This is a genomic window from Streptomyces sp. NPDC000345 (assembly GCF_042898825.1).
Taxonomy (GTDB): domain Bacteria; phylum Actinomycetota; class Actinomycetes; order Streptomycetales; family Streptomycetaceae; genus Streptomyces.
In genome coordinates this window covers 13,263-40,259 of sequence record NZ_JBIAZE010000006.1, presented here as the reverse complement: position 1 = coordinate 40,259, position 26,997 = coordinate 13,263, and the positions used below count along the sequence as shown (strand labels likewise).

The 26,997-nt window shown below is 73.6% G+C and carries 26 protein-coding genes and 1 riboswitch; of the genes, 15 read left to right on the top strand and 11 right to left on the bottom strand.

Annotation, left to right across the window (positions count from 1 at the left end; genetic code table 11):
- Nucleotides 1-18: 18 nt before the first annotated feature.
- On the bottom strand, nucleotides 19-1,332 hold the full coding sequence (locus tag ACFY30_RS15930) for an LCP family protein (protein WP_390846118.1): 1,314 nt from the start codon (nucleotides 1,330-1,332) through the stop codon (nucleotides 19-21).
- Between the two features lie 404 nt (nucleotides 1,333-1,736).
- Here ACFY30_RS15930 and ACFY30_RS15925 point away from each other — a divergent pair, with 404 nt between their 5' ends.
- Nucleotides 1,737-2,210: a carboxymuconolactone decarboxylase family protein gene (locus tag ACFY30_RS15925; RefSeq protein WP_390845787.1), complete on the top strand. Its 474-nt coding sequence runs from the start codon at nucleotides 1,737-1,739 to the stop codon at nucleotides 2,208-2,210.
- A 109-nt stretch (nucleotides 2,211-2,319) separates the two neighbouring features.
- Here ACFY30_RS15925 and ACFY30_RS15920 read toward each other — a convergent pair whose 3' ends face one another.
- Nucleotides 2,320-4,029 (bottom strand): lysyl oxidase family protein, encoded by a 1,710-nt coding sequence (locus tag ACFY30_RS15920; RefSeq protein WP_390845786.1) that lies wholly within the window; start codon nucleotides 4,027-4,029, stop codon nucleotides 2,320-2,322.
- Nucleotides 4,030-4,256: 227 nt separating this feature from the next.
- Between ACFY30_RS15920 and ACFY30_RS15915 the strand changes: the two genes are divergently transcribed.
- The 8 genes from ACFY30_RS15915 (at nucleotide 4,257) to ACFY30_RS15880 (ending at nucleotide 10,327) form a co-directional block, all read left to right on the top strand.
- Entirely contained in the window at nucleotides 4,257-4,757 is a 501-nt protein-coding gene (locus ACFY30_RS15915) for a GNAT family N-acetyltransferase (RefSeq protein ID WP_390845785.1), read from the top strand.
- Between the two features lie 4 nt (nucleotides 4,758-4,761).
- Nucleotides 4,762-5,784: a glycoside hydrolase family 26 protein gene (locus ACFY30_RS15910; protein WP_390845784.1), complete on the top strand. Its 1,023-nt coding sequence runs from the start codon at nucleotides 4,762-4,764 to the stop codon at nucleotides 5,782-5,784.
- Between the two features lie 64 nt (nucleotides 5,785-5,848).
- Nucleotides 5,849-6,619 carry a M23 family metallopeptidase gene (locus tag ACFY30_RS15905; protein ID WP_390845783.1) on the top strand — a complete coding sequence of 257 codons (771 nt, stop codon included), beginning with the start codon at nucleotides 5,849-5,851 and terminating at the stop codon, nucleotides 6,617-6,619.
- 65 nt (nucleotides 6,620-6,684) lie between these two features.
- The gene (locus ACFY30_RS15900; RefSeq protein ID WP_390845782.1) at nucleotides 6,685-7,176 is read left to right on the top strand and encodes a GNAT family N-acetyltransferase; all 492 of its coding nucleotides are present in this window, start codon (nucleotides 6,685-6,687) and stop codon (nucleotides 7,174-7,176) included.
- Nucleotides 7,177-7,452: 276 nt separating this feature from the next.
- Nucleotides 7,453-7,968 carry a hypothetical protein gene (locus tag ACFY30_RS15895; protein WP_390845781.1) on the top strand — a complete coding sequence of 172 codons (516 nt, stop codon included), beginning with the start codon at nucleotides 7,453-7,455 and terminating at the stop codon, nucleotides 7,966-7,968.
- A 179-nt stretch (nucleotides 7,969-8,147) separates the two neighbouring features.
- Nucleotides 8,148-9,194, top strand: coding sequence for a M4 family metallopeptidase (locus ACFY30_RS15890; protein WP_390845780.1), 1,047 nt, complete (start codon nucleotides 8,148-8,150; stop codon nucleotides 9,192-9,194).
- 12 nt (nucleotides 9,195-9,206) lie between these two features.
- A complete protein-coding gene (locus tag ACFY30_RS15885; RefSeq protein ID WP_390845779.1) occupies nucleotides 9,207-9,479 on the top strand; it encodes a protealysin inhibitor emfourin in 273 nt (90 codons plus the stop codon).
- Nucleotides 9,480-9,637: 158 nt separating this feature from the next.
- Nucleotides 9,638-10,327, top strand: a complete 690-nt coding sequence (locus ACFY30_RS15880) for a DUF6445 family protein (RefSeq protein WP_390845778.1) — start codon at nucleotides 9,638-9,640, stop codon at nucleotides 10,325-10,327.
- Nucleotide 10,328: 1 nt separating this feature from the next.
- On the opposite strand, the gene ACFY30_RS15875 is transcribed toward ACFY30_RS15880, so the two are convergent.
- Nucleotides 10,329-11,477: a M24 family metallopeptidase gene (locus ACFY30_RS15875; protein WP_390845777.1), complete on the bottom strand. Its 1,149-nt coding sequence runs from the start codon at nucleotides 11,475-11,477 to the stop codon at nucleotides 10,329-10,331.
- A 289-nt stretch (nucleotides 11,478-11,766) separates the two neighbouring features.
- Between ACFY30_RS15875 and ACFY30_RS15870 the strand changes: the two genes are divergently transcribed.
- Nucleotides 11,767-12,525: a DUF4142 domain-containing protein gene (locus ACFY30_RS15870; RefSeq protein ID WP_390659628.1), complete on the top strand. Its 759-nt coding sequence runs from the start codon at nucleotides 11,767-11,769 to the stop codon at nucleotides 12,523-12,525.
- 26 nt (nucleotides 12,526-12,551) lie between these two features.
- On the opposite strand, the gene ACFY30_RS15865 is transcribed toward ACFY30_RS15870, so the two are convergent.
- Nucleotides 12,552-14,213, bottom strand: coding sequence for a glycoside hydrolase family 13 protein (locus ACFY30_RS15865; protein ID WP_390845776.1), 1,662 nt, complete (start codon nucleotides 14,211-14,213; stop codon nucleotides 12,552-12,554).
- Nucleotides 14,214-14,460: 247 nt separating this feature from the next.
- Between ACFY30_RS15865 and ACFY30_RS15860 the strand changes: the two genes are divergently transcribed.
- The 3 genes from ACFY30_RS15860 to ACFY30_RS15850 all read left to right on the top strand — a co-directional run bounded on the left by ACFY30_RS15860 (nucleotide 14,461) and on the right by ACFY30_RS15850 (nucleotide 17,575).
- Nucleotides 14,461-15,417, top strand: coding sequence for an LAETG motif-containing sortase-dependent surface protein (locus tag ACFY30_RS15860; protein ID WP_390845775.1), 957 nt, complete (start codon nucleotides 14,461-14,463; stop codon nucleotides 15,415-15,417).
- 58 nt (nucleotides 15,418-15,475) lie between these two features.
- Nucleotides 15,476-15,666, top strand: a riboswitch (cobalamin riboswitch).
- A 27-nt stretch (nucleotides 15,667-15,693) separates the two neighbouring features.
- Nucleotides 15,694-16,800 (top strand): HoxN/HupN/NixA family nickel/cobalt transporter, encoded by a 1,107-nt coding sequence (locus tag ACFY30_RS15855; protein ID WP_390845774.1) that lies wholly within the window; start codon nucleotides 15,694-15,696, stop codon nucleotides 16,798-16,800.
- Between the two features lie 91 nt (nucleotides 16,801-16,891).
- Nucleotides 16,892-17,575 carry a hypothetical protein gene (locus ACFY30_RS15850; RefSeq protein ID WP_390845773.1) on the top strand — a complete coding sequence of 228 codons (684 nt, stop codon included), beginning with the start codon at nucleotides 16,892-16,894 and terminating at the stop codon, nucleotides 17,573-17,575.
- On the opposite strand, the gene ACFY30_RS15845 is transcribed toward ACFY30_RS15850, so the two are convergent.
- Entirely contained in the window at nucleotides 17,572-18,537 is a 966-nt protein-coding gene (locus tag ACFY30_RS15845; RefSeq protein ID WP_390845772.1) for a nucleoside hydrolase, read from the bottom strand. The genes ACFY30_RS15850 and ACFY30_RS15845 overlap by 4 nt on opposite strands.
- 53 nt (nucleotides 18,538-18,590) lie before the next feature.
- Nucleotides 18,591-19,799, bottom strand: a complete 1,209-nt coding sequence (gene thrS, locus ACFY30_RS15840; RefSeq protein WP_390845771.1) for a threonine--tRNA ligase — start codon at nucleotides 19,797-19,799, stop codon at nucleotides 18,591-18,593.
- A gap of 296 nt (nucleotides 19,800-20,095) precedes the next feature.
- Here thrS and ACFY30_RS15835 point away from each other — a divergent pair, with 296 nt between their 5' ends.
- A complete protein-coding gene (locus tag ACFY30_RS15835) occupies nucleotides 20,096-20,869 on the top strand; it encodes a hypothetical protein (RefSeq protein WP_390845770.1) in 774 nt (257 codons plus the stop codon).
- 604 nt (nucleotides 20,870-21,473) lie between these two features.
- Here the strand turns inward: ACFY30_RS15835 and ACFY30_RS15830 are convergent.
- From ACFY30_RS15830 to ACFY30_RS15815, 4 genes are all read right to left on the bottom strand, one after another.
- On the bottom strand, nucleotides 21,474-22,199 hold the full coding sequence (locus tag ACFY30_RS15830) for a GAF and ANTAR domain-containing protein (RefSeq protein WP_390845769.1): 726 nt from the start codon (nucleotides 22,197-22,199) through the stop codon (nucleotides 21,474-21,476).
- An 84-nt stretch (nucleotides 22,200-22,283) separates the two neighbouring features.
- Complete coding sequence (locus tag ACFY30_RS15825; protein WP_390845768.1) at nucleotides 22,284-22,985, bottom strand: TIGR03943 family putative permease subunit; 702 nt, start codon at nucleotides 22,983-22,985, stop codon at nucleotides 22,284-22,286.
- Nucleotides 22,982-23,983 (bottom strand): permease, encoded by a 1,002-nt coding sequence (locus ACFY30_RS15820; RefSeq protein ID WP_390845767.1) that lies wholly within the window; start codon nucleotides 23,981-23,983, stop codon nucleotides 22,982-22,984. Before ACFY30_RS15820 ends, ACFY30_RS15825 begins: the two co-directional genes overlap by 4 nt.
- An 87-nt stretch (nucleotides 23,984-24,070) precedes the next feature.
- On the bottom strand, nucleotides 24,071-25,414 hold the full coding sequence (locus tag ACFY30_RS15815) for a helix-turn-helix domain-containing protein (protein ID WP_390845766.1): 1,344 nt from the start codon (nucleotides 25,412-25,414) through the stop codon (nucleotides 24,071-24,073).
- A 129-nt stretch (nucleotides 25,415-25,543) separates the two neighbouring features.
- Here ACFY30_RS15815 and ACFY30_RS15810 point away from each other — a divergent pair, with 129 nt between their 5' ends.
- The gene (locus ACFY30_RS15810; protein WP_390845765.1) at nucleotides 25,544-25,711 is read left to right on the top strand and encodes a hypothetical protein; all 168 of its coding nucleotides are present in this window, start codon (nucleotides 25,544-25,546) and stop codon (nucleotides 25,709-25,711) included.
- Nucleotides 25,712-25,775: 64 nt separating this feature from the next.
- Here the strand turns inward: ACFY30_RS15810 and ACFY30_RS15805 are convergent, their stop codons facing one another.
- On the bottom strand, nucleotides 25,776-26,987 hold the full coding sequence (locus tag ACFY30_RS15805; protein WP_390845764.1) for a hypothetical protein: 1,212 nt from the start codon (nucleotides 26,985-26,987) through the stop codon (nucleotides 25,776-25,778).
- Nucleotides 26,988-26,997 lie beyond the last annotated feature (10 nt).

The following is a 26,997-nucleotide window of genomic DNA, read 5'->3' as shown; positions in this document are numbered from 1 at the left end:
CCGATGATCAGAAGCCGGTCAGGCGACGTCCTCGACCTTCAGGTCCGGCCCCACCACCACGGTGACCACGCCGGCCGCCGCCGAAGCGTCCTTCACCGCGCGGACACCCGGCAGCCGCGAGGCGAGCACCGCCGCCTGGCGCTCCAGTCCCGCCGGATAGGTGACGGTCGTCCGGGTGACCGACGCGGAGGCGTTGCCCGTGCCGGCGAGGCTGTAGCCGGCCTCGGTGAGCCGGTTGGCGACGGCCGCCGCGCGCCCGCCGACGCCGGTGCCGTTGAGCACCTGGACCTTCACGGAGGACGCGTACACCACGTCCTTCCTCGCGGCGTCCACCTGCGCCTTGGTGACCTCCTTGTCCCTGGCCAGGGAGGTGAACAGGTCGGCGGCCTGCGGGTACTGCCAGACGACGTTGGCCCGGTCGCTCGGATCGTCCGCCTCACGGCCGTAGTTGGGCACGGTGAGGAAGCTCAGGCGGTCGCTCGGGACCCCCTTCAGCTCGTTGGCGAGCCCGTACAGCGGCTTGATGCCGGCCAGGTCGGGGTCCGCGGTGAGGGACTTGGTGACGGACTGCAGGAAGCCGTACATCGCGTCGCCGTCCGTGAGCTTGGACCGGGCCTTCTTCGCCAGGGCGTCCATGAACTCCTGCTGGCGGCCGATGCGGCCGATGTCGGAGCCGTCGCCCACGCTGTAGCGGGTACGGACATAGCCGAGGGCCTTCTCGCCCTTGACGGTCTGGCAGCCCGCCTCCAGGTCCAGGTGGGCCTTCTCGTCGTGGATGGCCTCCTCCGGGCAGACCTCGATGCCCTCCAGCGCGTCGACCATCCCCTTGAAGCCGGAGAAGTCGATCGACATGAAGTGGTCGATGCGCAGGTCGGTGTTGGCCTCGATGGTCTTGATGCTGCACGCGGCGGCCTCGGCGACCTTGCCGCCGCTGCCGCCGATCGCGAACGCCTCGTTGATCTTGAAGTGGTGCGGGTCGGACGAACTGCCGTCGCCCTTCTCGCACGACGGTATCCGCACCCACGAGTCACGCGGGAAGGAGACGACCGAGGCCCACTCGCGGTTGGCGGGGATGTGCAGCACCATCAGCGTGTCCGACTGCATGGTGGTCAGCTCCCTGCCGTACGCGGCGTTGGCGCCGTCGCGGCTGTCGGACCCGACGAGCAGGATGTTCTTCGAGCCGGGACTGAGGTTCTCCGGCCGGTCCCCGCCCAGCTTGCCGTCGACGTCGGCCTGCTTGATGTTGCCGTTCAGGTCCTGGTAGATCCAGGCGCCGACCCCGCCGACCCCGAGGACCACCACCGAGGTCACCCCGGCGCCCCAGGCGACGATCCGCCCCCGCCGGGTGAGCCTGGTGCGGCCCGTGCTCCTGCCCTTGTTCCCCCGGCCGGCCGCCTCCAGCGGAGTACGCCCGCGCCTCCTCGTTCCACTCACCGGCGCTCGCTCCTCCGCATCGGCCGTTACGCCCCGTACACCGTGCTCGGACCGTCGGCGAGGTCACCGCCGAACGCCGGAACCCTACACGCAAGGAGGAATACGTCCGGCGAGCACAGACGTCTCAGGAGACTCACCGAACCGTGCAACGGTTGCCTCCGGTCCGTCAGAAACCACCGCGTACGGCGACCGGCCGAAGCGGCGCCGGCGGTGTGGCTCACGTCACACGCACACCGGTCACACTTCACCGAGCCGTTCCGTCAGAGAGGTGTAACCCACCGGCCAGAACACGGGAGCTCACGATGGAAGCTCGTCTGAACCTCTTCGCCAACCCCGTCGCGGGCAAGTTCCTGCGGTACATCAACTCGGCGGGCAAGGCGGTCTCGGACTCGGCGCTGCCGGCCGCGACGCAGGAACTGGTGAAGATCCGCGCCAGCCAGATCAACGGCTGCGGCTTCTGCACCGACATGCACACCAAGGACGCCGCGCACGCCGGGGAGACCGCCCAGCGCCTGCACCTGGTCGCCGCCTGGCGGGAGGCCAAGGTCTTCACCGACGCCGAGCGCGCGGCCCTGGAGCTGACGGAACAGGGCACCCGGATCGCCGACGCGGCGGGCGGCGTCAGCGACGAGGCCTGGGAGGCCGCGGCCAAGCACTACGACGAGGACCAGCTCGCCGCCCTCGTCTCCCTCATCGCCCTGATCAACGCCTACAACCGGCTCAACGTCGTCGTGCAGCAGCCCGCCGGCGACTACGAGCCCGGCATGTTCGGCTGACGGCGGGCACCCCGGCCGGACCGCGACCGCCGGTCCGCCGGGGGAGCAGTACGTCGAGCGCCCACGCACCCGGCCCGCCGGGGCGGGCCGGGGCGATGGGGACGCGGGACTACGGGGCGTTGATCAGGTCGTACGGCGGGACCTTCACCGTACGGGCGCCCGGCGTGCCGCCGAGGACCACCTTGCGGTACGAGATGTTGTTCTTGAGGTTGGTCTCCTTCAGGCGGTTGGCCGGGTTGGCGACGACCTGGATGTAGTAGGTGCCGTTGGGCAGGTCGGTGACGTCGAAGGACTGGCCGGGACGGTACTGGGTGTACGTGTCACCGGAGCCGACGTCGAGCACCTCGCGCACGGAGATGGAGTTCTGCTCGCCGCAGGCGGTGGACAGATCGGTGTTGTACGGGTGCCAGTTGGCGTTCTTCACCGTGTAGTCGACCGCGTCGGTGTTGGCGAGGCAGAACGCCTCCTTGCCGCTCTTGACGATCTCCTTCTTGTCCGCGGACAGCAGGTGGTAGCTGGCGAAGTCCGTGAAGTGCCAGTGCTCGTGGCCGATCCGCGGGTCCCACTCCATGGTGCCGGTGGGGGCGTACCCGATCTGCTTGCCCTTGGCGTCGTAGAAGTACTGGTACGCGTCCATCAGGTCGGCGCCCGGCTTGCGGAAGCCGTCCACGACGAGCGGCGCGGGGCCGGCGTTCCAGACGTTGGCGCTGAAGGCGAGGTAGTCCTTGCCCGGGGCGTCGCCGTCCTCGCCGTCGGTGACCGCGATGTCCCAGGCGGGCAGCGAACGCAGGTCCGGCTTGGGCGCGTTGGCGGGAACGCCCGCCCGGCCGGTGGGCCGCTTGGTGTTGGCCTTCAGCGCGGGCGCGACCCGCGAGCCGTCGGTGTGACCGGCGCCGTCACCGAGGTGGTGGGCGAGGCCGCGGTCCTCCAGGGCGTGGGAGAGGGCGGAGGGGACGGGGGCGTCGGCGCCGCGCGGACCGTAGTGGTGCCCGGCACCCCCCATGTCCATACCGCTGTGGTCCATGCCGCTGTGGTCCATGCCGTGGGACATGGCGGAGCCGCCGCGGGTGAGCCCGGCGCCGCCGCCCTCGCCCTCGCCGCCGTCGCTGTTCTGGCGGACGGTCACCTTGATGGTCGGCTGGTCGTTGGGGATGCCGAACAGGTCCCGGTACTTCTTCGCGACCGACACCTTGGCCGTGTACTCGCCGGCCGGCAGGTCCACCGGGTGGTCGTAGTCGTAGGCGGTGGTGTTGGCGGCCCAGCCCTTCTCGACGCCCCACACCGATCCGAGGGTGAAGGGGTTGGTGGGGCAGCTCTCCGGATAGTGCGAGGTGGCCGGGGCGTCGGGCCGCAGCCGTCCGGCGGCGTTGTTGGGGCAGAAGGTGCTCTTGACCTTCTTCACCTCCGCCCCGGCGCTGTTCTTCACGGAGATCTCCAGGAAGCCCGGCAGCCCCCTGAAGTCCTTGACGAGCCCGGCGGGCAGCTTCTTCGTGGTCACCTTCGACCCGTTGCGCAGGACCTGCTGCACGACGACCGGGTCCTTGTACGACTTGCGCGTCGTCTTGAACTCGAGCGGCGCGTTGTCGACGGTCAGATAGGTGCCGAGGTCGAAGTCGAGCTGGAAGCCCCCGTCCCACTCGTACCGGTCGAGGGTCACGGCCTTCGACGCGGCGATCAGCTTGAGCTTCGGCTTGCCGGCCGTGCTCTGCGGTGCCGCGCCGGCGCCGGGAGCGGCCCCGGCGACGGCGACGACGGTCAGCGCGGCCCCCGCGGCGAACGCGCCGCGCTTGAGGCCCTTGCGGTGTTGCGGTCTGGTCATCGGTTCCTCGTCTGCGAGTGCCATGGTCAGTGGCATCGGACTGGACAGCCCGCACCCCGGCCGGTGCACGGGCGGGCGCACCCCACGCGCCCGCCCGGCCGAGAACTGCGAGCACCCTGTGAGAGAGGTAAAGGGCGTGTGGGGGTTGCCTGTTGGGGAAAATCGGGCGGCGAACCGTGAAGAAGGCGGTGCCGGGCGGCCCGCGGGCCGCCCGTAGCATCGGCGCCATGGCGGACTGGGAGACACGGCCGGCCACGGCGGCGGACGTCGAGGCGCTGGCGGAGCTGCGGGCGGTGGCGATGCGGGCCGGCCTGGAGCGGCTCGGGCGCTACGACGAGCACCGCGTACGGCAGCGGCTGCGCGACGGGTTCGAGCCCGCCCACACCCTGGTCATCGAGGCCGACGGCGCGCTCGCCGGCTGCGTGGCCCTGCGTCCGGCCGACGACGCGCACTGGCTGGAGCACTTCTACCTCGCCCCGCACGTCCAGGGCCGGGGCATCGGCACCGCCGTCCTCACCGGCCTGCTGGACGGCGCCGACCGCGACGGCCTGCGGGTCCGGCTCGACGTGCTCCAGGGCAGCCCGGCCCGCCGCCTGTACGAGCGGCACGGGTTCGTGCCGGAGCGGGAGGACGCGGTGGACGTCTTCCTGGTGCGGGAGCCGCGTCCCCGGTACGGGTGGTCCGGTGGCGAGTCCGGGGCGCGGCCGGGGCGCGCGGGGTCATCATGAGCCGGTGCTTCAGTCGGCTGTACGCCCCCTTCGCCCCGGTCACCCCTTCCTGACGCTCCTTCTGGCCGTCCTCGTCCTCCTCGCCGCGAGCGCGTGCGCGCCCGGCCGGGATCGGGCGGCGGGGGTGCCCGACGGGAAGACCGCCGGCGGTCCGCCGCCCGCCCCCTTCGGGGCCTACGTCGGGTACGGCTCCGAGGGGGTGCGGCGGATCTCCGGGCTCGACGGATGGCTGGGACCGGCCACGCCCCGGGTCGGGCACGCCTATCTGGCGGGGGACAAGTGGAGCCACATCGAGGGGGCGTCCGGTGATCTCCACCACTGGGCGCGGTGGCGACGGGCCCGCGCCGACCGGCTGTTCGTGCTCAATGTGCCGATGCTCGACCGCGCGGAGGCGCACCTGCCCGACCGTGTGGTGCGCGGGCTGCTGCGCCGGGGGGCGGACGGGGCGTACGACGGGCACTTCCGGACGCTGGCCCGGCGGCTGGTGTCGCTCAGGATCGCGGACACCGTGCTGGTCGTCGGCTGGGAGATGAACGGGATCACCTACACCCACCGGTGCGGGCCGGACCCCGCCGCCTGGAAGGCGTACTGGGTGCGCGTCGTCGAGACCATGCGGTCCGTGGCCGGCCAGCGGTTCCGCTTCGAGTTCGCCCCGAACCGGGGGCGGGACGCCGTCCCGTGGACGGCCTGCTACCCGGGTGACCGGTACGTCGACGTCCTCGGCATGGACGCCTACGACCAGCCGCCCGGCATGTCCTTCGAGGAACAGGTCCACGAGCCGTACGGCCTCGCCGCGCACGTACGGTTCGCGCGGGAGCACGGCAAGCCGTTCTCGTATCCCGAGTGGGGGCTGTTCCGCAACGGCGACAACCCGGCTTACGTCCGCGGCATGCTCGGCTGGTTCGCGCGGCACCGGCCGCTCTACCAGACCATCAGCGACTACTGCCCGCACGGCGTGTGGCGGTGTGCCGCGAACCCGAGGTCGTCGGACGTGTACCGCCGGCTGATGACGGGGCCGTTCGGCTGAAAACCCGGTGCCGGTCCGGCGGCGTGCCCCGCCCCGCCCCCACCGCCGGTCGGATGATCCCAAGATGCGACGAGAACACTCCCTCGCTACTGTGCCCGCCGGACTGTCCCTGCTGCTCGTCCTGCTCGCCGCCGTGCCCGCCGGCGCCGGGGGCGGCGGCAGCGGCGCGTCCCGTACGACGGCCGACGCCGTCCTCGCCCACGAAGAGGCCCGGCTGCTCGTCGACCGGCTCACGGAGGCCGGCGCCCGCCCCGACCAGATCGACTCCGCCGAGCGCCGCCGCGAGGCCGTCCGCTCCGGGCTGTGGAACCTGCTGCGGGCGACGGAGAAGGAGGTCGGCGACCCGGTCGCGGTCGACCCGTCCGGGCGGTCCGGCCACTGCCCCGTCGGCCGGCGCGGCCGCGACCCCCACCACCGCACCGGTGGCCCCTGGACCGCGCCCACCCTCGGCTACTGGCTCTCCGCCGGCTACGCCGCCCGGGGCACGCACTGGGCGCGCCGGCACACCGGGCAGGACTTCGCCGTGCCCGCCGGCACCCCCGTCCTCGCCGTCGGTCCGGGCACCGTCCGCGCCACCACCTGCGGTGACGGCTTCGGCAACCAGGTGGTGATCCGCCATCCCGACGGCTACTTCACCCAGTACGCCCATCTCTCCCGGATCGACGTCCGCCGGGGCGACCGCGTCGCGCCGGGTACCCGTATCGGCCTCTCCGGCGCCACCGGCAACGTCACCGGCCCGCATCTGCACTTCGAGGTGCGGATCACGCCCTACATGGGGTCGGCGGTGGCCCCGCTGCCGTGGCTGCGGCGCAAGGACGTGGACCTGAGGAGATAGGGCCTGTCCGGGGTCCCGCCCAAGCCGATGGACACGGTCCGCCCCCGTGGCTCATGCTCCCCACCATGATCCGAGCCGCCACCGTCCACGACGTCCCCGAGATCCGCGCCATGATCGGTGAACTCGCCGCCTATCACCGGGAGGTGGAGCAGGTCCGCGCCACCGAGGAGCAGCTGCGTGAGGCCCTGTTCGGCGAACTGCCCGCCGCGTACGCGCTGATCGCCCAGGACGACGGGACGGCCGGGACCGTCGGGTTCGCCCTGTGGTTCCCGAGCTTCTCCACCTGGACCGGTGTGCGCGGCATGCATCTGGAGGACCTGTTCGTCCGCCCGGAGGCGCGCGGCGCGGGCCACGGCAAGGCGCTGCTCGCCGCCCTCGCCGCGGTGTGCACCCGCAGCGGCTACGAGCGCTTCGAGTGGAGCGTGCTGGCCTGGAACAAGCCGACGATCGACTTCTACGAGTCGATCGGTGTCCGGATCATCGAGGACTGGCGGGTCTGCCACCTCACCGGCGAACCCCTCGCCGCCCTCGCCGCTGAGGCCCCGCCGGTCGGCTGAGGCCCCGCGGCCGGCGAAGGCACCGCCGTCGTAGATCCGTGCGGGGGAGGGCCGCCGCTCCTGGGGCGACTTCCACGCACTGTGCCCGGACGACCTGCCGGCCGCACTGAACGCGGGGGCCGGCCAGGCACGGATCGTGGAACCGATGCGCCGGTGCAGGAAGGCCCGGCGCTGACGCCCGGCGGGCCCGGCCACCCGCCCGGGTGACCCGGCATGCGCGGCGGTCCCGCCGGCCCTTCACTGGAAGGAGGCCCGCGGGACACACCAGGAGGCGAGATGCCGCGCACCAAGGGGGTGCTGCTGACGGCGGTGGCGGTCTGCTGTGCCGCCGGTCTGACCGGCTGCTCGGACGACAACACCCCCTCCTCGGTGTCGTCCGCAGCCAGCAAGGCGGCCTCCGCGGCCGAGTCGCTGGGCAGCGAGGCCTCCGCGGCCGCGTCCTCCCTGGCCTCGCAGGCCCAGTCGGCGTTGTCCTCGGCGACGGCCGAGGCGGGCCGGCAACTGGACGAGATCAAGAACGGCGTCGACGTGACGTCCGACGTCGCCCTCGGCTCCCCCGGCACCGAGGACGGCCGCGCCACGGTCGACCTCACCGTCACCAACACCGCCGACTCCACGAAGTCCTTCGCGGTCCAGGTCGACTTCACCGACAGCGGCGGCAAGCTCCTCGACACGGTCGTCGTCACCGTCTCCGACGTGGCCGCCGGCAGGACCGGCACGACCACGGCCCGCAGCAACCGCGCACTCTCGGGCACCGTGAAGGCACGGGTGGCGCGGGCGGTGCGCTACTGACGCAGCTGAGGTACCGTCACCCGCTCGGCATGCGCCTCGCCGCGTACGGGCGCAGAATGGGACGCATGGGACTCGTTCGGCCTGCGTGAGCAACGCGGCCCCCGCTCCGGGTCCCCGCGCCGGGGACCCGCGGCCCATCACCCCTTTGTCTGCAAGCCCTCTTCCAAGGAGGGACCCCCATGCGCCCCACGCGCCAGGTCTGCGGCATTCTGCCGCCGTTCATCCTCGAGAAACTGACCGAGGCCGAGAACCCTCATGTCCGGGAGGCCGCGCACAACACTCTGGCCGTCGACGCCGGCTTCCGGCAGAACCGGATCGAGACGCCCAGTCTGGTCTCCCCCGCCGCGCCCACGGAGTTCGTCCTCGACCGGACGCTGTACGACACCCACCACACCAGCGCGCTCCCCGGCGACCTCGTCCGCCGGGAGAGCGGCGACCCGTCCCTGGACGGCACGGTCAACCGCGCCTATGACAGCCTCGGTCTGACCTTCCGGTTCTTCAAGGAGGCCTACGGCCGGCACTCGATCGACGACGCCAATCTGCCGCTGGACGCGACGGTCCACTACCGTCGCCGTTTCAACAACGCCTTCTGGGAGGGCGAGCGGATGGTCTTCGGCGACGGTGACGCCGTCGTGTTCAACGACTTCACCATCTCGCCCGACATCATCGGCCACGAACTCACCCACGGTGTCACGCAGTACACCGCGGGTCTCGTCTACCAGGGCCAGTCCGGCGCGCTCAACGAGTCGGTCTCGGACGTCTTCGGCTCACTGGTCAAGCAGTACGACCGCCACCAGACCGCCGACCAGGCCGACTGGCTGATCGGCGCGGGCCTGTTCACCCCGCGGGTGCGCGGGCAGGCGCTGCGGTCCATGAAGGAGCCGGGGACCGGGTTCGACGACCCACTGCTGGGCGGCAGGGACCCGCAACCCAGCCATATGACCCACTACGTCGAGGGCGACTTCGACAACGGCGGCGTGCACATCAACTCCGGTATCCCCAACCACGCCTTCTACCTGACGGCGATCGCCATCGGCGGCTTCGCCTGGGAGCGGGCGGGACGGATCTGGTACGAGACGATCACCTCCGGGCGGCTCTCCGAGACCTGCGGCTTCGAGGAGTTCGCGCAGGCGACGACCGACACGGCGGAGCGCCTCTACGGCACCCGGCACGAGCTGGAGTCGGTGGTCAAGGCCTGGTCCGACGTGGGTCTCAGCGTCCACTGAGGCCGCGTCGGCATGCGTATCCGGATGATCAGGAGCGGCGGGCTGCTCGGGATGCCCCGCCGGGCCGACGTGGACACCTCCGCCCGGCCCGACGGGGCGGCGCTGGAACGGCTCGCGCACGAGGTCCTCGCCGGGACCGGGGAGCCCCCGCCCGGGCCCGGCGTGCCCGACGCCTACCGGTACACGCTGACCGTGGACGACCAGCCGCCGGTCGAGTTCGCCGACCCCGGGCTGACCGACGCCCAGCTCCGCCTGGTGGAACGGGTGCTCGGGGAGGGGTTCTGAGACCGGGCGCCTTTGCACGGGACCGGCGGCCCGGCTCCCGGGGCGGCCGGTGACAGGGCTGCCCTTGACCCGGATTGACGAACCGTTGACCAGTTCTCGCCGGACTCCGGGGAAAACCGCGGGCGAGTCCTGACGGCCCTCCGGCCTAGATTCGCCGCATGTCCATGCCACAACCGCGGCCCGGCGCGGTCCTGCCCGTCCTCCCCTACCGCAAGCCCACCCGGGGACGCGACTACTGGGTGCTGGACGACGTCTTCCCCGAGGCCCGCATCGCGGCGATCCGGGAACGCTGTCTGGCCAGGGACGACTGGGTCAGGGGACACCCGTACACCGCGGAGAGCTGGCCCGGACTGCGCACCATGCCCGGCCTCGAAGCCGGTGAACTGGCCCGGGTGGAAAGCCTGGTGAGGAAGGCGACCGGCGCACGCGAGCTGTGGGTGCAGCAGGCGCCCGGCGGCGGAACCCTCAACCACAACTGCGTCCAGGTCGTCGGCGAGGGCGAGAGCACTCCCCGGCCGCACTCCGACTCCCGTGCGCTGTGCCGGTACGCGGCCGTCCTCTACCTCAACCCCGGCGTCCCCAAGGACTGCGGGACCAGCTTCTACCGGCAGTCCCTGCCGGGCGGACGGCTCGGCGGCAATGTCGTCCAGGCCCCGCACCACAACCTCGTCGAGGCCCTCGGCACCCGGTTCGTCGCACCCGACGCCTTCGAGGAGGACGTACGGGTTCCGCACAGGTACAACCGGCTGCTGCTCTACCACGCCAACCTCGTGCACAGCGCGACCGGTTACGCCGGTACGACGCTGGAGGAGAAGCGGATGACGGCGGTGTTCTTCTGGATGGCCTGAGTCAGGCCACCACCGCGAGGTCGCGGGCGGCACCGCCGAGCCGCCGGGCCCCGTCGGCCGTACAGGTCACGACGTCCGCGACCCGCGCCCCGAGGCGGCCGGGCAGCAGGATCCCCGCCCCCACCGAGAAGCACATGCCGGGCGCGAGGAGCTGGGTGCGGCCCGGAGCGAGGTACGGCGGCTCGTCCGGGGTCACCCCGACACCGTGGCCCGTGACGGGGAGGGCGCTCCCGCCGTACCCGGCGTCCGTGACGACCGCGCGGGCCACCCGGTGGATCTCCGCGCACGGCACGCCGGGACGCACCGCCTCGACGGCGGCCTGCTGGGCCGCGCGGACGGTCTCGTGCAGGCGCCGCACCTCGTCCGGCGGCGGGCCCGCGTGGACCGTGCGGGTGACGGCGGAGGCGTAGCCGTCCACGCGGCCGCCGAAGTCCAGGACCACCGTGTCACCGGGTTCCACCGTGCGGTCGCCGGGCCGGTGGTGGGGGTTCGCGCCGTGGGGCCCGGAGGCGACCCGGGCGAGGTCGACCCGGTCGTGCCCGTGGACGCGCAGCAGGCGGGCGAGGTCGGCGGCCAGCTCGGACTCGCGGCGGCCGGTGAACCGTACGGCCAGGATCGCCTCGTACGTCGCGTCCGCCGCGTCGGCCGCCGCGGCGAGACGGGTCCGCTCGTCGTCGTCCTTCACCGCCCGGAGCAGGGGGAGGGCGGTGGACAGGGGCCGGTAGGTGGTGAGGGGCAGGGCCTCCTGGAGACCGAGGAGGTGCAGGGACCAGGTGGTGTCGGAGATCCCGTAGTGGCCGTGCGGGAGGAGCAGACCGGCCGCCGTCGCGTACGGGTCCTGGTCGTCCTCCCACGCCGTGATGCGCAGGGCGGCCGCGGCCGGGGCCGCCGAGGCGTCCGCGCGGTCGCGGGCGGGCACCAGGAGCCGGGGCTGGGCCTCGGGGGTGAGGACGAGCAGGGTCAGCCGGTCCGGGGCGGTCCCCGGACGGTGGCCGCACAGCCAGGTCAGGTCCGGTCCGGGGGTGACGAGGAGACCGGTGAGGCGAGCGGCGGCCGCCTGGTCCGCGGCCCGGTGCAGCCGTGCGGCGTGCGCCGGCCGGCTGAAGGGCGCGCCGCCCCCGCTCCCCGTCTCTTCCTCGTCGAACGTCATCCCCCCATTCGACCCGCCGAACGCCCCGAACGATCTCCCAACAGGTCCGTACGGGTGGCACCCCGCCCGATCGCCCACCCGGGAGGGCCACCACCCCCGCGACCGCCCCTCCCGGCCGCCCGGAGCAGCGGGTCTTCGAGAGAACTCACCGCCTCGCAAAGATTTTACGAAGTTCATAGAGTCGCGGCGGCTCTTTCTCCGTACCTCTCTGCGTCCGACCCCGCCGGAGTCACACCACCGGCGGATCCCCGAACGGGCAGGAGGAACGGTGCAACTCTCGCGGAACGCGATGGGAACTCTCTTCGTGGGCGGAGCCCTGACCTTGACCCTGGGCGCCCTGGCCTACCCCTCGATGCTGGGGCTGGACACGGTGTCCACGTCCACCGACAGAGTCATCGCCAACACCCAGTGGGGTCCGCTGACCGAGGGTGACCGGGACTTCGTGGTCAAGGTGCGGGCCGCCGGTCTGTGGGAGTACCCGCTGGGCCAGATCGGGCTGCAGAAAGGGACGAGCAAGGCGGTCCTCACCGCGAGCGAGCACCTGGTCGACGGCCACGCGGCCCTCGACACCACCTGCCGCAAGATCGCCCCGATGCTCAACATCACGCTGCCCAACGTGGCGAGCCCCCAGCAGGAGGGCTTCGTGACCCAGCTCAAGGGCGAGACCGGCGCCCAGTTCGACACCGACTTCGCCAACATCCTGCGCATGACGCACGGTTCGATCTTCAACACCGTGGCGAAGGTCCGCTCGACGACGAAGAACTCCCTGGTGCGCGCCCTGGCCGACCAGGCCAACGACACCGTCCTGGACCACATCACGGTGATGGAGAAGACCGGCCTGGTCGACTTCGACTCGACGCTCTTCCAGCAGACCACCCCGCCCAAGCTGCCCAAGTCGGACCTGACCCCGCCGGCCCCGCCCGCCGGTCAGCCGCAGGTCGTGCTCACCCCGCCGCCGAACGCCACGTCCACCCCGGTGGACATCGACGGCATCGCGGGCGGCGCGGCGGCCGGGAACCAGAACGCGAACCAGAACACGGGCGGGTAGCCCGCGCACGGCGGACGGGCGGGCGGCTACGCCAGCCAGACCGTCGTGTCCGGGAGCAGCGGGCCCGGCCGGCCGGGCCCGTCGCCGTCCGGGGGCGCGCTGCTCAGCAGCACCTCCCCCGGCGGCAGCGGCACCGGCGCGTCCGACAGGTTGGTGACGCACCGCCAGCCGTCCGAGCGGGCGAACGCCAGGACGCCGGGCGGGGTGTCCTGCTGCCAGGTCAGCTCCTCGCCGTCGAGCAGCTTGCGGCGCAGGCGCAGGGCCGTGCGGTACAGCTCCAGGGTGGAGCCCGCCACGCCGTCCTGCGCCTCGACCGCGTACCGCGCGAAGGACGCCGGCTGCGGCAGCCAGGCCCCGGCCGCGCCGAAGCCGTACGACGGTCCCGTGGTCGTCCACGGGAGGGGGACCCGGCAGCCGTCACGGCCCTTGCGGACGCGGCCCGACTGTTCCCAGAGCGGGTCCTGGAGGACCTCCACGGGGAGACCGGCGACCTCGGGCAGGCCGAGTTCCTCGCCCTGGTAGACGTACGACGATCCCGGCAGCGCCAGCATCAGGAGCGTGGCCGCCCTGGCCCGGCGCAGGCCGTGCGCCTCGTCCACGGCGGGTGCGCTGCCGCCCGAGAGCAGCCAGGTGTTCTCGTCGGTGCCGGGCGGGAGCATCAGGCGGGACGGGTGGCGTACGACGTCGTGGTTGGACAGCACCCAGGTCGCCGAGGCGCCGGCGGCGCGGGCCGTGGCGAGGGAGTCGGCGATGACCCGGCGGAGCGCGTCCGCGTCCCAGGGGGCCTGCAGGTACTCGAAGTTGAAGGCCTGGTTCAGTTCGTCGGGGCGGGCGTACAGGGTGCGTCGGGCGCCCGGCACCCAGGCCTCGGCGACCGCCGTGCGGGGCGGGGAGTAGGCGTCGAGGACACGGCGCCAGTCGCGGTAGATCTCGTGGACCTCGTCGCGGTCGTAGAACGGGTGGGTGCCATGAGGCAGCCGCGCGAGGGCCTGCTCGCCGCTCAGGTCCGGCGCGCCGAGGTCGCGGAGGGGTTCGGTGAGGTCCTTGGCGAGGGCGTGGGCCACGTCCACGCGGAAGCCGTCGACGCCCCGGTCGGACCAGAAGCGCAGGGTGGTGCGGAAGTCCTCGCGGACCTCCTCGTGGTCCCAGTTGAGGTCGGGCTGCTGACGGGCGAAGAGGTGGAGGTACCACTGGCCGTCCGGGACGCGTTCCCAGGCGCTGCCGCCGAAGACCGACTGCCAGTCGGTGGGCGGGAGTTCGCCGTGCGCGCCGCGTCCCTCGCGGAAGACGTAGCGGTCGCGGGCCGGGGAGCCCGGGCGGGCGGCCAGGGCCTCCTGGAACCAGGGGTGCTGGTGCGAGGTGTGGTTGGGGACGAGGTCGACGATCACCTTCAGTCCGAGGCGGTGGGCCTCGGCGGCCAGCGCGTCGAAGTCCGCGAGGGTGCCCAGGCGCGGGTCGACGTCGCGGTGGTCGGCGACGTCGTAGCCCCCGTCGGCCAGTTCGGAGGGGTAGAAGGGGCTGAGCCAGAGCGCGTCCACGCCGAGGGCGGCGAGGTGGGGCAGCCGGTCGGTGACGCCCGGGAGGTCGCCGAGACCGTCTCCGTCGGCGTCGGCGAAGCTGCGCGGGTACACCTGGTAGACGACGGCCTGGCGCCACCAGTCGGGGTTGCGGGAGGAGATGTCGGTCACGAACGGGAGTCTGTCCAAGTTGCCGGGAAAGTGAACGTGCTGACGGTCCGGAGGGGATCGTTCCGCACGTGATGAAGTCGTGACGGAAGCTTGAACTCCCCAGGGTTTGCACCAGGTTGACAGCGCTCTCACGTCCACACGACGATGGGCGGACACTGTGGCGCCTGTGACCGAAGGGCCCCGTGTTTCTTCTGATCTGACCAATCAGCCCTGGCTTTGCCCTGGCATTCGCCAAGAATGGATCCGCATGTCCATAGCGAGACGTGTCACCGTGCGCCGCCTGCTGGGGACGGGCGCCGCTTCGCTCACCCTCTGCGCCGCCTCCGTCGCCGCCGCCTCCGGCGCCTGGGCCCACTCCGGCACCCCCGGCGGGGACGGCTGGAACACCGGCGGTCACTACCAGCCGGGCACCGGCGCGGGGACCGAGACGGGGACCGACCGCTGCCAGTTCTCGCTCGACGGCAAGAACTTCTTCGACTCGGTGCGGGTCGACGACCAGAACCTCAAGCCGACCCAGGACGGCAAGGTCCACGTCAGCGTCCGCACGGCCGGCGACGCGAGCACCTGCACCGCCTCCCTGGCCTCCTACCTCGCCCACGGCGCCACCTTCGGCACCTCCGGTGAGCAGGTCTTCGTCGACTTCGACTCGGTGACCGTCAAGCCCGGGCAGACCGACACGCTCGACATCTCCGTCCCCGACGCGGGCTGTTACGCGCAGATCGACCTCTACCGCGGTGCCGTGAAGTTCGACGGCAAGCTCGACGCGAAGGACGGCTTCGAGCACGGCGACCTGCCCAAGGGACCGGACCGGCCGGTCATCAAGGACAAGCTGATCGCCGCGTGGAACGGCGGGACGAAGGACTGCACGGTCACCGAGCAGCCGCCGTCGTCGTCCCCGCCGGCCGGCGGCGGTGAGTCGCCGTCGGCGCCCGCCTCCTCCGCCCCGCCGTCGGACTCGTCGTCCGAGAGCACGACCCCGTCGCCGACGGCGTCGGAGTCCGAGTCGGAGTCGGGCACCCCGGCCCCGTCCGCCTCCGAGTCGACCACCGCCCCCGCCACCACGCCCCACGGCGGCGGTGGCGACCTCGCCGAGACCGGCGCGAACAGCGCCACCCCGCTGATCGCGGGCGGCGCCGCCGCCCTGCTGCTCGGCGGCGCGGCGATCGTGGTGGCCACCCGCCGCCGCAGGGCGACCCGCGCCTGACCCGCAGCTCTCCGCCCCGGCCGCCCCGGCACCCTCGTGGAGCCGGGGCGGCCGTACGTTACGGTGGGCGGGTCGTGGTGTTCGGGAATCCGGTGCGACACCGGAGCGGCCCTCGCCACTGTGATCGGGGAGTCCCCGGCCCGAGTCCCCCCGCGGGACAGCCACTGGCCGTCATGAGACGGCCGGGAAGGCGGGCCGGAGGCGTCGACACCCGCAGCCAGGAGACCGGCCACGGCATCTCACGAAGTGATCCACGAGGTGCTGGAGCGTGACCGCATGACCGAGCCCGTCGCCCTGCCCGGAGCCGCCGCCTTCCGATGGCGGCGCGAGGACACCGTCAGGACGGCGGGGCTGATGGCCGCCATAGCCGGCCTGCACGTACTGGCCTTCGGCATCCTCTTCCTGCTCGTCGCGCCCGGTCACTACGAGGTCGGGAACAAGGCCTTCGGCATCGGACTCGGCGTCACCGCCTACACCCTCGGCATGCGGCACGCCTTCGACGCCGACCACATCGCCGCGATCGACAACACCACCCGCAAGCTGATGGCGGACGGCAAGCGGCCGGTGTCGGTGGGGTTCTGGTTCGCCCTCGGGCACTCCAGCGTGGTCGTGCTCCTCGCCGCGCTCATCGCCGGCGGCACCCGGCTCGCCGGCACGGTGATGAACGAGGACTCACGCACCCACCAGGTCCTCGGCTTCCTCGGCACGACCGTCTCCGGCACGTTCCTCTACCTCATCGCCGCCCTCAACCTCGTCGCCCTGACGGGGATCCTGCGCGTCTTCCGGGCGATGCGGTCGGGGACGTACGACGAGCGGGAGCTGGAACAGCACCTGGACTCCCGCGGGTTCATGAACCGGATCCTCGGCCGGCTGACCAAGTCCGTCTCCCGGCCCGGGCAGATGTTCCCGCTCGGCTTCCTCTTCGGACTCGGCTTCGACACCGCCACCGAAGTCACCCTGATGGTGATGGCGGGCTCCGGGGCGGCGGCCGGACTGCCCTGGTACGCGATCCTCTGCCTGCCCCTCCTGTTCGCCGCCGGGATGAGCCTCTTCGACACCCTCGACGGCACCTTCATGAACTTCGCCTACCAGTGGGCGTTCTCCCACCCCGTCCGCAAGGTCTTCTACAACCTCGCCATCACCGGACTGTCCGTCGCCGTCGCCTTCTTCATCGGCACGATCGAGCTGGTCGGCGTCCTGCACGAGAAGTTCGGCCTGACGGACGGCGTCACCGGCCGGATCGCGGCGCTCGACCTCGACCACGTCGGATACGTCATCGTCGGCCTGTTCGTGCTCGTGTGGGCGGCGGCGATCGCCTACTGGCGGATCGCCAGGGTGGAGGAGCGCTGGACCCCCCGGCCGACGACTCGGGGACTTCCGTAGGGCTCTACGTAGATCCACCGATGTCCCGCCGCCGCCCGGGCGGGACGATGCGGGGGCACCCGAGTCCCCGGCGCGGAAGGAAGGGACGTACATGTTCCCCTGGATCATGTGGTCGGCCATCCTCCTGGCGCCCTTCGTCGTCGGAGGCACGCTCGCGTTCCGCACCGCGCACCGGGCCGGCAAGGCGGACCGGGCGATGCGGGCCCTCGCCGCCCGTCCGGGCTGGAAACGGATCGAGCGCCGCCGGGACGAGGAGGACCGGTGGGCGGGCCACTTCCCCTGGCTGCTGCGGACGGTGCCCGGCTTCGCCGTGACCGGCACGCTCGGCGGCCGCCGGGTCACCGTCGCCAGGCGCTGGGAACCGGTGGGGCGCAGGGACATGCAGCACTGGCTCATCGTGTGCTTCGAGGTGCGCGGCAGCGAGCCGATGCTGCGCCTGGAGCGCGACTGGAGTGCCGCGGAGCTCGGCCTCCGGTTCGGCGGGGACGTTCCGTACCTGCCGATGAGCACGAACAACTCCGCGGCGACGGCCGAGCGGTTCTACGCCTCGGATCTGCCGGACCGCCTGACGAGGTTCGCGGCGCCGGCGGTCTCCCGCACGGACCACGGGGTGTGCTTCCTCTACTTCCCGCTGCCCGAGGTGGTGGACATGAACAGGCTGCTGAAGGCGCTCGCCGGGATGCTGCCCGGCCTCGCCGAGCTCGCCGCGTCCGCCGCACCCGCGGACGACGCCACCCCGGACGCCGCCGGGGAGACCGGGGCCGGCACCCCCTAGGCGCGCTCCACCGTCTCCAGATACAGCTTCACGTACCGCTCCACGTCCACGTCCAGCGCCACGTCGACCAGCTGGGGTTCGCGCGCGCCCCCGTGGATCTCCGACTCGCCGGGGCGGGGGCGGCGGTCGACGACCGTCTGGCCCCGGGTGGGCCCGGGGGCCAGGGAGACCTCGACGTGCAGCAGCCGGGTGGCGATACCGGCCGGGTCCACGACCGCGCAGACCGCGCCCGCGTCGCCGAGCCCACCGGCGAGCCCGTCGCCGTCGGATTCGGGGGCGGACGGGCGGTGGGCGAGGAGTTCACCGGCCAGACGGGTGCCGGGTTCCGCGCTCGCGCGCAGGCGCCGTACGTCCGCCCCCGGCACCACCACCCGCCGGAACACGTCCAGCCCGTACATGGTGACCGGCACCTCGGCGGACAGCAGGATCGCGGCCGCCTCCGGGTCGTGCCACACGTTGAACTCCGCGACCGCGGTGGCGTTCCCGACGGCCACCGCGCCGCCCATGAACACGATCCGCTCGATGTTGCCGGTCACCTCGGGGTGGGTCCGCAGCAGCAGGGCGATGTTGGTGAGCGGGGCGGTGGGGATCAGGGTCACCGGGCGCGGGGAGGCGAGGATCTCGCGGCGCAGCAGCGTCACCGCGTCCACGTCGACGGCGGTGCGGGCCGGTGCGGGCAGACCGTCGAGGTCGCCCATGCCGTCCAGACCGTGCACGGCCGCCGAGCGGGCCGGCTCGATCAGCGGGCGGGCGGCGCCGCGCGCGACCGGGACGTCCCCGGCGCCCGCCGCCTCCAGCACGGTCAGCGTGTTGCGGACCACCCCGTCGACGCCGGTGTTCCCCGCCACACAGGTGACCGCGCGCAGGTCCAGGCCCGGGTGGCGTACGGCGAGCAGCAGGGCGAGGGCGTCGTCGACCCCCGTGTCGCAGTCGATGATCACCGGGATGGGCTGGTCGGTCACCTCGGGAGATCCTTCCGTCGAGCCGTCGGTGCGTGCACCCTATGCGCAGGCGCTCACGCCCACAGCCCGGTTCCGCGGGCCGCGACCCGCTCCCCGATCCGGCGCAGCAGTTCGCCCGCCGGCAGCGCTCCCGGCCGGCGGCCGTCCCGCAGCCGCAGGGCCGCCAGCCCGTCCGCCGCCTCCCGGGCGCCGATCACCGCCTGATACGGCACCAGCCGCGCCGCCCGGATCCGCGCCCCGAGACTGCCCTCACCACTGACCTCGGCCCGCAGTCCCGCCCCCGACGCCCCGCGCACCAGTTCCGCCGCGGCCTCCTCCTGCGCCTGCGACACCGGCAGCACGACCAGCTGGACCGGCGCCAGCCAGGCGGGGAACGCCCCGCCGTGCTCCTCGATCAGATGCGCCACCGCCCGCTCCACACTGCCGATGACACTGCGGTGCACCATCACCGGGCGGTGCCTCGCCCCGTCGGCGCCGATGTAGTGCAGATCGAAGCGTTCGGGCTGGTGGAAGTCGATCTGCACGGTGGACAGGGTCGCCTCGCGGCCGGCCCGGTCCGCGATCTGCACGTCGATCTTCGGTCCGTAGAAGGCGGCCTCCCCCTCGGCCTCCTCGTACGCCACCCCCGAGCCGTCCAGCACCTCCCGCAGAAGCGCGGTGGCCCGGCTCCACAGGCCGGGGCCGGCCACGTACTTGCCGCCCTCGCCGGGGAGCGAGAGACGGTACCGGGAGGCGCGGATGCCCAGGTCGGCGTAGGCGCGGCCGATCAGGGCGAGGGCCGCGCGGGCCTCCTCGACGGCCTGGTCCAGGGTGCAGAAGATGTGCGCGTCGTTGAGCTGGATCGCCCGGACCCGGGTGAGCCCGCCGAGCACCCCGGACGGCTCGGAGCGGTACATGCCGCCCACCTCGGCGATCCGCAGGGGCAGTTCGCGGTAGCTGTGGGAGCGGGAGCGGTAGATCAGGGCGTGGTGGGGGCAGAGGCTGGGGCGGAGGACCACCTGTTCCGCGCCGAGTTCCATGGGCGGGAACATGTCCTCGCTGTAGTGGTCCCAGTGGCCGGAGATCTCGTACAGCTCGCGTTTGCCGAGGACCGGCGAGTACACGTGCCGGTAGCCGGCCGCGCGCTCGGCCTCACGGACGTACTCCTCCAGGGTGTGGCGCACGGTCGCCCCGTCGGGCAGCCAGTACGGCAGGCCCGCGCCCATCAGGGGATCGGTGTCGAAGAGGCCGAGTTCGCGGCCGAGGCGGCGGTGGTCGTGCATGGCTGCTCCTCCGGGTCGGGGGCGAGCGGCCGCGAAGAAACCCCGGGGCACTCGCCCCGGGGCTTCGGTCATCCAGTCGTGGATCAGCGCGCCGGGACTTGCTCCGGCGTCGTCGTGAGGGACGGCAGGGCGCGCTGCATGCCGGGACCGTAACAGCGCGGGCGGACCGGGGACGACCGGTTTTCCACCGCGCGCAGCAACGCCGGTAACCCGTACGGCCCGCCGCGCTGGTCGCGTCGCGGCCGCGATGTTGCCGTGAGAGGAGGTCCGCATCCCCCGTTCAGGAGGCACCCTCCATGACCCGCCGCGCTCTCCTGGTCTCCTCGCTGCTGCTCACGACGGTCACCGGGTGCGCCGCCCTCGGTCTGGAGCACCCGCCGACCGCCGAACCCGCCGACCCGAGCGCCCCGGCTTCGGCGTCCGCGCCCGCCACGTCGGCCACCCCGTCCGTCCTCACCGACACCCAGGCGCGGGCGGCGCTCATCACCGACACCGACCTCGGCGCGCCCTGGGTCCCGACCCGGGGCGCGGCGACCTGGCGGGACGAGCTGCTGAAGGCGAGCACGCCCGTCGCCGAGTGCCAGAAACTGCTCGACGCCCTCTACACCGACGAGCTGTTCGGCGAGCCCGCCCGCGCGGTCGTCGGGCTCGACGACCCCGACAGCGCGGCCCAGCTGCGCTACCAGCTCACCGGCAGGCGCCCGGCGGACGTGGACCGGACGCTGGCCTGGCTGCGGTCGCTGCCGCAGAAGTGCGCCCGGTTCACGGCCACGGCCGGGCAGGACACCGTGGAGGACGTGCAGGTCACCGAGCTGCCGCTGCCGGAGGTCGGGGACGCCCGGCAGGGGCTGCGGGTGTCGCTGACGCTCTGGGGAACCGCCGAGGACAACGCCGACGGGGAGCCGACCGTCCTCGCCCTGGACGTCGCCGCCGTCCGCGCCGGCGAGGACGCCTTCGCCCTGACCAACGGCGGCCTGGGCGACGTCCCCAACGAGGCGACCCAGGCAGCCGTACAACTCGGCGTACGCCGGCTGACAGACGTCAGACAACAGGGCAGAGTCCAGGTCTGAACCCCTCCCGCGGGACGGGACTCGTGCGGGGCCCCGGGCACGCGGGACCGACGGCCGGCCGCCCGTCGCACGCGGGACCGACGGGCGGCCGCCCGTCGAGAGCCACCCGTCAGCAGCCTCCCGCCGGCGCCCCCCAGAAGCCGCAGCTCAAGTCCCCCTGCCGAGGCCGGCCACCGGGCAGGGGCCGCCCACCGGGCGGGGCGTGTCAGGAGCCGTCGGCCCGGGATCCCGCCGGGACCGCCCGACAGCCGCCACCCACCCGAAGCCCCCGCTCGAGCCCACCTGCCGCGACCTCCCAAGAGGAGCCGCCCACCGGGCCCACCGGCCGGAACCACCACCGGGCACGTCAGGAGCCACCCGCCCGGAACCACCACCAGGGCCACCGGACCGGAACCACCACCGGGCACGTCAGGTGCCGCCCGCCCGGAACCACCACCGGGGCCACCGGACCGGAACCACCACCGGGCACGTCAGGAGCCGCCCGCCCGGAGCCACCCGCCCGGAGCCGCCGGGCCGGGGTCCCGCCGGGCCGCGTGGGGCCGCCGTCCGTCGGGTCCGTCGGTGAGGGGGGTGGGCTTCGTCGGGGTGGCGTCGGAGGGGGGGTTCAGTCTGTGTCGTCGAGGCGGGTTCGGCGGCCCACCACGTCGCGGCCCTCGTCCAGGACGGTGTGGCCGAGGGCGAAGGCGTGGGCGCGCAGGCGGGCCAGAGCTTCGTCCGCGCTGACGCCGAGTTGCGCCATGACCATGCCGACGGCCTGGTAGACGACGTCGTGGTCGGCGGCGAGGGCGCTCAGCCAGGGCTCCTCGCCGGGCGGGCGCAGACCGTCGTCCTCCGCGAGCGGCAGGGTCATGAGGGCCGCCATCACCACGTCCGCCACCAGCTGTGCGGTGCGCACCTCGTCGCCGGCCAGTTCGCCGGGGACGTCCCGGTAGAGGTCGAGGGTGCCCACACAGACCGTGCGGTCGCCGAGCGGCAGCGCGTACACCGCGCGCACCCCGGCCGCGGCCGCCTGCTGGGCGAAGACCGGCCAGCGGAAGGCGTCCCGGCCGGACGTCAGGTCGGAGGCGAACACGGGCACCCCGGTCTCGGCGGCCCGCAGACAGGGCCCGTCGCCCAGGGTGGCCTGCACCTCCATCAGATGCGCGGCCCGCTCACTGCTCGCGCTCAGTGGTACCGGCATCCCCTCGCCGCACAGCGACACGCTCGCGCCGCTCACCGGCAGCAGCCGCACGGCAGCGGCGCACAGCCGCCCGGGCACCTCGCCCGGTTCGGCACCGCGCACCGCGTCGGCGATCACCGCCGCGATCCGCTCCCGCTCCCGGTCGCGCACGGCGACCACCTCCGCGAAAGGGACTGGTCCGACCACTTCCCGCGTCCGCCGGGTACCCTCCGCCCACCGCGGGAACCCGCGCGCCTACGGCTTCTCGTACGGATCCGCGGGCTGCTGCACCCGTGTCACCTTCTCCGCGTCCAGCACCGGCGGCCAGGCCTCGTCCGAGCCCGGCGCGCCTTCCGGCCGCCAGGTGCCGGTGACCGTCACCCAGGTGTCGGTGGGCGGTGCGCCGGCGTCGGCGCCCCGGATCTCGGCCTTGGCGGTCGTGGCGTCGGCGGCACAGCAGCTGACGACGAGCCGGGTGACGTACCAGGTCCCGTCGTCGTCCCGGGTGACGAAGCCGGTCAGCCGCACGGTACGGCCCGTCAGGGAGCGGCCGCTGTCGTAGACGGCCCGGGAGCTGAACCCGGCGACGCCGAGGTCGAGGGGGTCCCCGGCGGGGAGCGCAGGGAAGGTGCCGACACCCTGCGCGGCCCGCTGGGCGGCCTCGCGCGCGGCGCTGTAGGAGCCGAGGGCGGGGGGCGGGAAGAGGAGGAGGGCGAGGGCGGGGAGGGTGAGGAGCCAGGCGGTGCGGGAGCCGTGGTGGGAGTGGTGGGAGTGGTGGGGGTGGGACGTGAGGACGGGGGTGATCAGGCCCAGCAGTACCAGTGCCGCCCCGGAGACGATCAGGTACGGACGCAGGCCCGCCTGCACGTAGCGCAGGTAGAGGTCGCCGAACAGGGTGATCCGCAGGACCGCCGCGCCCGTGAGCAGGAGCAGCACCGCCGGGCCGTACCGCCTCACAGCAGCCACCACCCCGCCAGCACGCTGGCCGCCACGGCCACCAGCCAGGTGACGGACGCGAACCGGGCGGCGAAGGAGCGGCCGAAGGTGCCCGCCTGCAGCGCGAGGAGCTTCAGGTCCACCATCGGGCCGACCACCATGAACGCCAGCCCGGCGGTGGCCGGGAAGGCGCTGAGCGAGGCGGCGACGAAGGCGTCGGCCTCGCTGCACACGCACAGCACGACGGCGAGCAGGGCCAGCAGCGGCACCGCGAGCCACGCCGAGCCGGTGAAGACGTCGAGCACCGACCGGGGGACGGCGATGTCGAAGGTCGCCGCGGCGGCCGCTCCCAGGACGAGAAAGCCGCCGGCGTGCAGGAAGTCGTGCTGGAGACCGGTGAGGAAGGCACGGGCGCCGGTGCTGTGCGGGGCCTCCCGCCCCGGCATCCGCAGCCACTCCTCCTTGCCGAACCGCGCCCACAGCCAGCCCATGACCACGGCGGTGCCGAGTGAGGCGAGCAGCCGGGCGAGGACCATCTCCGGCCGGCCCGGGAAGGCGAGGGAGGTGGCGACGAGCACGACGGGGTTGATCGCGGGCGCGGAGAGCAGGAAGGCGAGGGCCGCGGCCGGGGCGACCCCGCGCCGCATCAGGCTCCCGGCCACCGGCACGGACGCGCACTCGCACCCCGGCAGCACGGCCCCGGCGACACCCGCGACGGGCACGGCGAGCGCGGGGTCGCGGGGCAGGAGGCGTCCGAGGGCGCGCTCGGACACGAAGGCGCCGATGGCCGCCGAGACGACCGTGCCGAGCAGCAGGAAGGGCACGCCCTGGACGACGACGGCGGTGAACACGGTCCACCACGCGGCCACCGGTGGCGTGTACAGGTCGAGCGCGAGCGTCGGCCCGAGCACGGACACGACGGTCGCGATGGCGACGAGCGCGGACCCGCCGAGCACGGCGTACACGGACGCGCGCACGACGACCCGCAGGTTGTCGCCCACAGTCCGTTGGTTCTGCACCCGGCGCACGCTAGAGGGGCAGGCTGTGGGCAGCCCGGCAGCCGCCGGAGAGGCCGCTGTGACCGGGAAGCCGTCCCGGGGCCGTCCCTAGAGCGGCGGCTGGGCCGGGGCCGGTCCCAGGGTCGTCGTGCCCGGCGCCGTGCGGTGGCCGAGTCCCGTCCGGTAGGCGTCCAGCGCGGCCTCCACCCGTCCCGTGCGGCGCAGCAGATCCCCCAGCATCCGGCACAGGTCGGCGAGATCACCGGCGGCGCCCGCCCGTTCCAGCAGGCTCAGCGCCCGGACGTAGTGCTCCTCGGCGGCCTCCGTGTCCCGCGCGTCCTCGGCGATGATGCCGAGCAGCCGGTGAGCGGCGGCGGCGTGGACGGCGCCGCGTTCGGGGGAGAGGTCCCCGAGGACGCCGTGCAGGAGTGCGGCGGCCTCCTGCGACCTGCCCCTGCGGTGCAGTACGTCGGCCAGTTCGACGGCGACCTGGCTGCCGTAGAGCGCGGCGCGCTGGGCGGCGAGCATGGTCTGCGCCTGCCTCAGCTCCTCCTCGGCGTGCTCCAGCTGACCGTTCTGGGCGTAGACGTAGCCGCGCATCCAGTGGCAGTTGGCGAGTTCGGTACGGAGCTGGAGGTGGCGGTACAGGTCGGCGGCCTTGGCGAGGGACGCGTCGGCCTCGGCGAGGCGGCCCTCGGCGAGGAGCGTACGGGCGACGGAGCGGTGCATCCGGGCGACCAGCGCGGGGTCGGCGACCTGGGGTGCGAGGGCGAGCGCGAACTCGGCGGCCTGCGCGGCGCGGGCGTGGGCGCCCATGTCCATGTACGGCCCGATGACGGAGGCGTAGAGCAGCAGCAGCGCGTCGGGGTCGTGCAGGCCGCCCCGGTTGAGCTCGTCGAGGGTGGACTCCAGCAGATAGACGGCGTAACGGAGTTCACCGGCGAGGTAGTGGGCGACGGCCCGTCCGCGCAGCGCCGGGACCCGCGCGGGGAGCGGCGCGTCGGCCAGACACCCCTCGGCCCGCTCGAAGTACACCCGGGCCTTCTCCAGGTCGCCGGTGGAGATCTCGCACTCGCCGAGTCCGAGCAGCGCGGTGGCCTGCTCCTCGGCGAGCCCGTGCGTCTCGGCCTCGGTGAGCAGGACGGCGTACTGTGCCGCGGCCTCCTCCGCCTCTCCCGTGGCGAGGGCCCGCTGTGCCTCGGTCAGCCGGAGCCGCAGGTCGGTCACGAGCCGCGGCGAGCGCCCGGTGGCCAGTTCCTCGAAGTCCACGCCGAGCCGCTCGGCGATGTGCCGGAGCGCCTCGTCGGAGGGCCGCACCCGTCCGGCCTCCAGGGTGGAGACATAGGCGGGCGTGTACGTCGGCTCCGCCAGCTGCCTCTGGGTCAGGCCCTGTTCGACGCGCATCCGCTGCACGCGCCGCCCGATGACCTCCGGTTCATCCCGTTCTCCCACGCCTCGGCCCCCCAACTCCCCCTGCGCCCTTGCCGTTGGACTATGGCAGCCCCTACGTTAAACGGCGAGTTAAGCATGCTTAATACATGAGTGTCGTGAGCCGTAGTTCGCCGATGCTGTGAGGTTGCCGTGCCCGGACCCACATCCGCCCACCACGGACGCCGTTACGCCAGGGCCCTCGCCGCCGCCGTCCTGGCCGCCGCGACCCTGATCACCGCGGCCAACGCGATCCCGGCCGGAGCGACCTCCACGCCCCCGCCCGCCCCGGCGGCCCGGGAACACACGGCGGGCCGCTGAAGCCGGTGGGAGGGCGGCGCCCGCCGCGCGACGCCCGGCACGCGTTCCCGGGCCGTACGGCCGATCACGCCTGAAGCTGCAACTGCTCCAGCTGGCGCCGGACATGGTCCAGCGCGCCCTGCCGCCGGCCGGGCACCCGGCCGCGCAGCTCCGCGAGCGCGGGCCCCAGCTCACGGGCCCGCGCCGCGTCGGCTATCCGCCCCCACTGGTGGTGCGCCCGGTCCACGGCCGCCTCGACGGCGGGGGCGTCGACCGCCTGCCCGGCGGCCAGCCGCGCGGCGGCGACCGCCATCCAGGTACGGCAACTGCGCTCGGCGTCCCCCGCGAACATCGCGAGATCGGCGCGCACCTCGGCCCAGTGCAGCGCCTCCTCGGAGCCCGCCCCGCGGGAGGCGGCGGCGGCCTGCTCCCACCGGGCGGCGAGTGCGTCGGCGTCGGCGTGCCGCCCGGCCTGGACGGCGCTCGAGATGGCGGCGTGGGGGTCGCCGGCCGGCCCGTCCGCCGTCTGGGGACGGGGAACGGCGAAGGTCGTGACGGTGGGCTGGGGGCGGTGGCCCCCGGAGGCGGGAAGGGCGGGGCCGGGCAGGGCGGGGGCGGCGGGGGCGAGACCCGCCCCGGCCGGCGCGGCGGGGGCGAGACCCGGCCGGGTGGCCCCGGACAGCACCAGGTCCCCCACCTCCCCCTCCCCCGCGATCCGCCCCAACGCCATCTGGTGCAGCTGCTCGTCCGCCGGCCGCCCGCCGCTCCGCAGTATCGTCGCGACGGCCTTCATGTACGTCGGCGCGGCCACCGCCCGCCGCCCCGGCGGGGGCGCCACCCGCCCGTACACGGCGACCGTCGGCCCGCACTCCAGCGCGTGGTCCCGCAGCCAGCCCCAGGTCTCCGCGTCGGCGTGCAGATCCACCACCACGGTCGTCGTCCCGGCCGCCCGCAACCGCAGTTCCTCGCGGAACCAGTGCCAGGGAAACCCGGTGTACCGCACGGTCGACGGAGTCGTCCGCGCGAGCGCGAGGTGCGGCAGACGCTGCCGCCGGTCGAGCTGCAGCTGCCCGGTGAGGAACACGGTCAGCGGCCCGGCCGCCGCCGCCGCGGCCCGCAGCCGGGTGAGCACGGCCTGCGGCTCCAGCGGATCGGCCAGCTCGACGACGTTCGCCGTGTCCGTTCCGGCCAGCACGGAGGGCGGCACGGCCGCGAGCACGGGGAGGACGGACGCCGCGTCCACCAGACACCCCTTGCCCACGGGCGAGGCCGCCAGCAGCAGCACGGTTCCGGGCATGGTCCCCTCC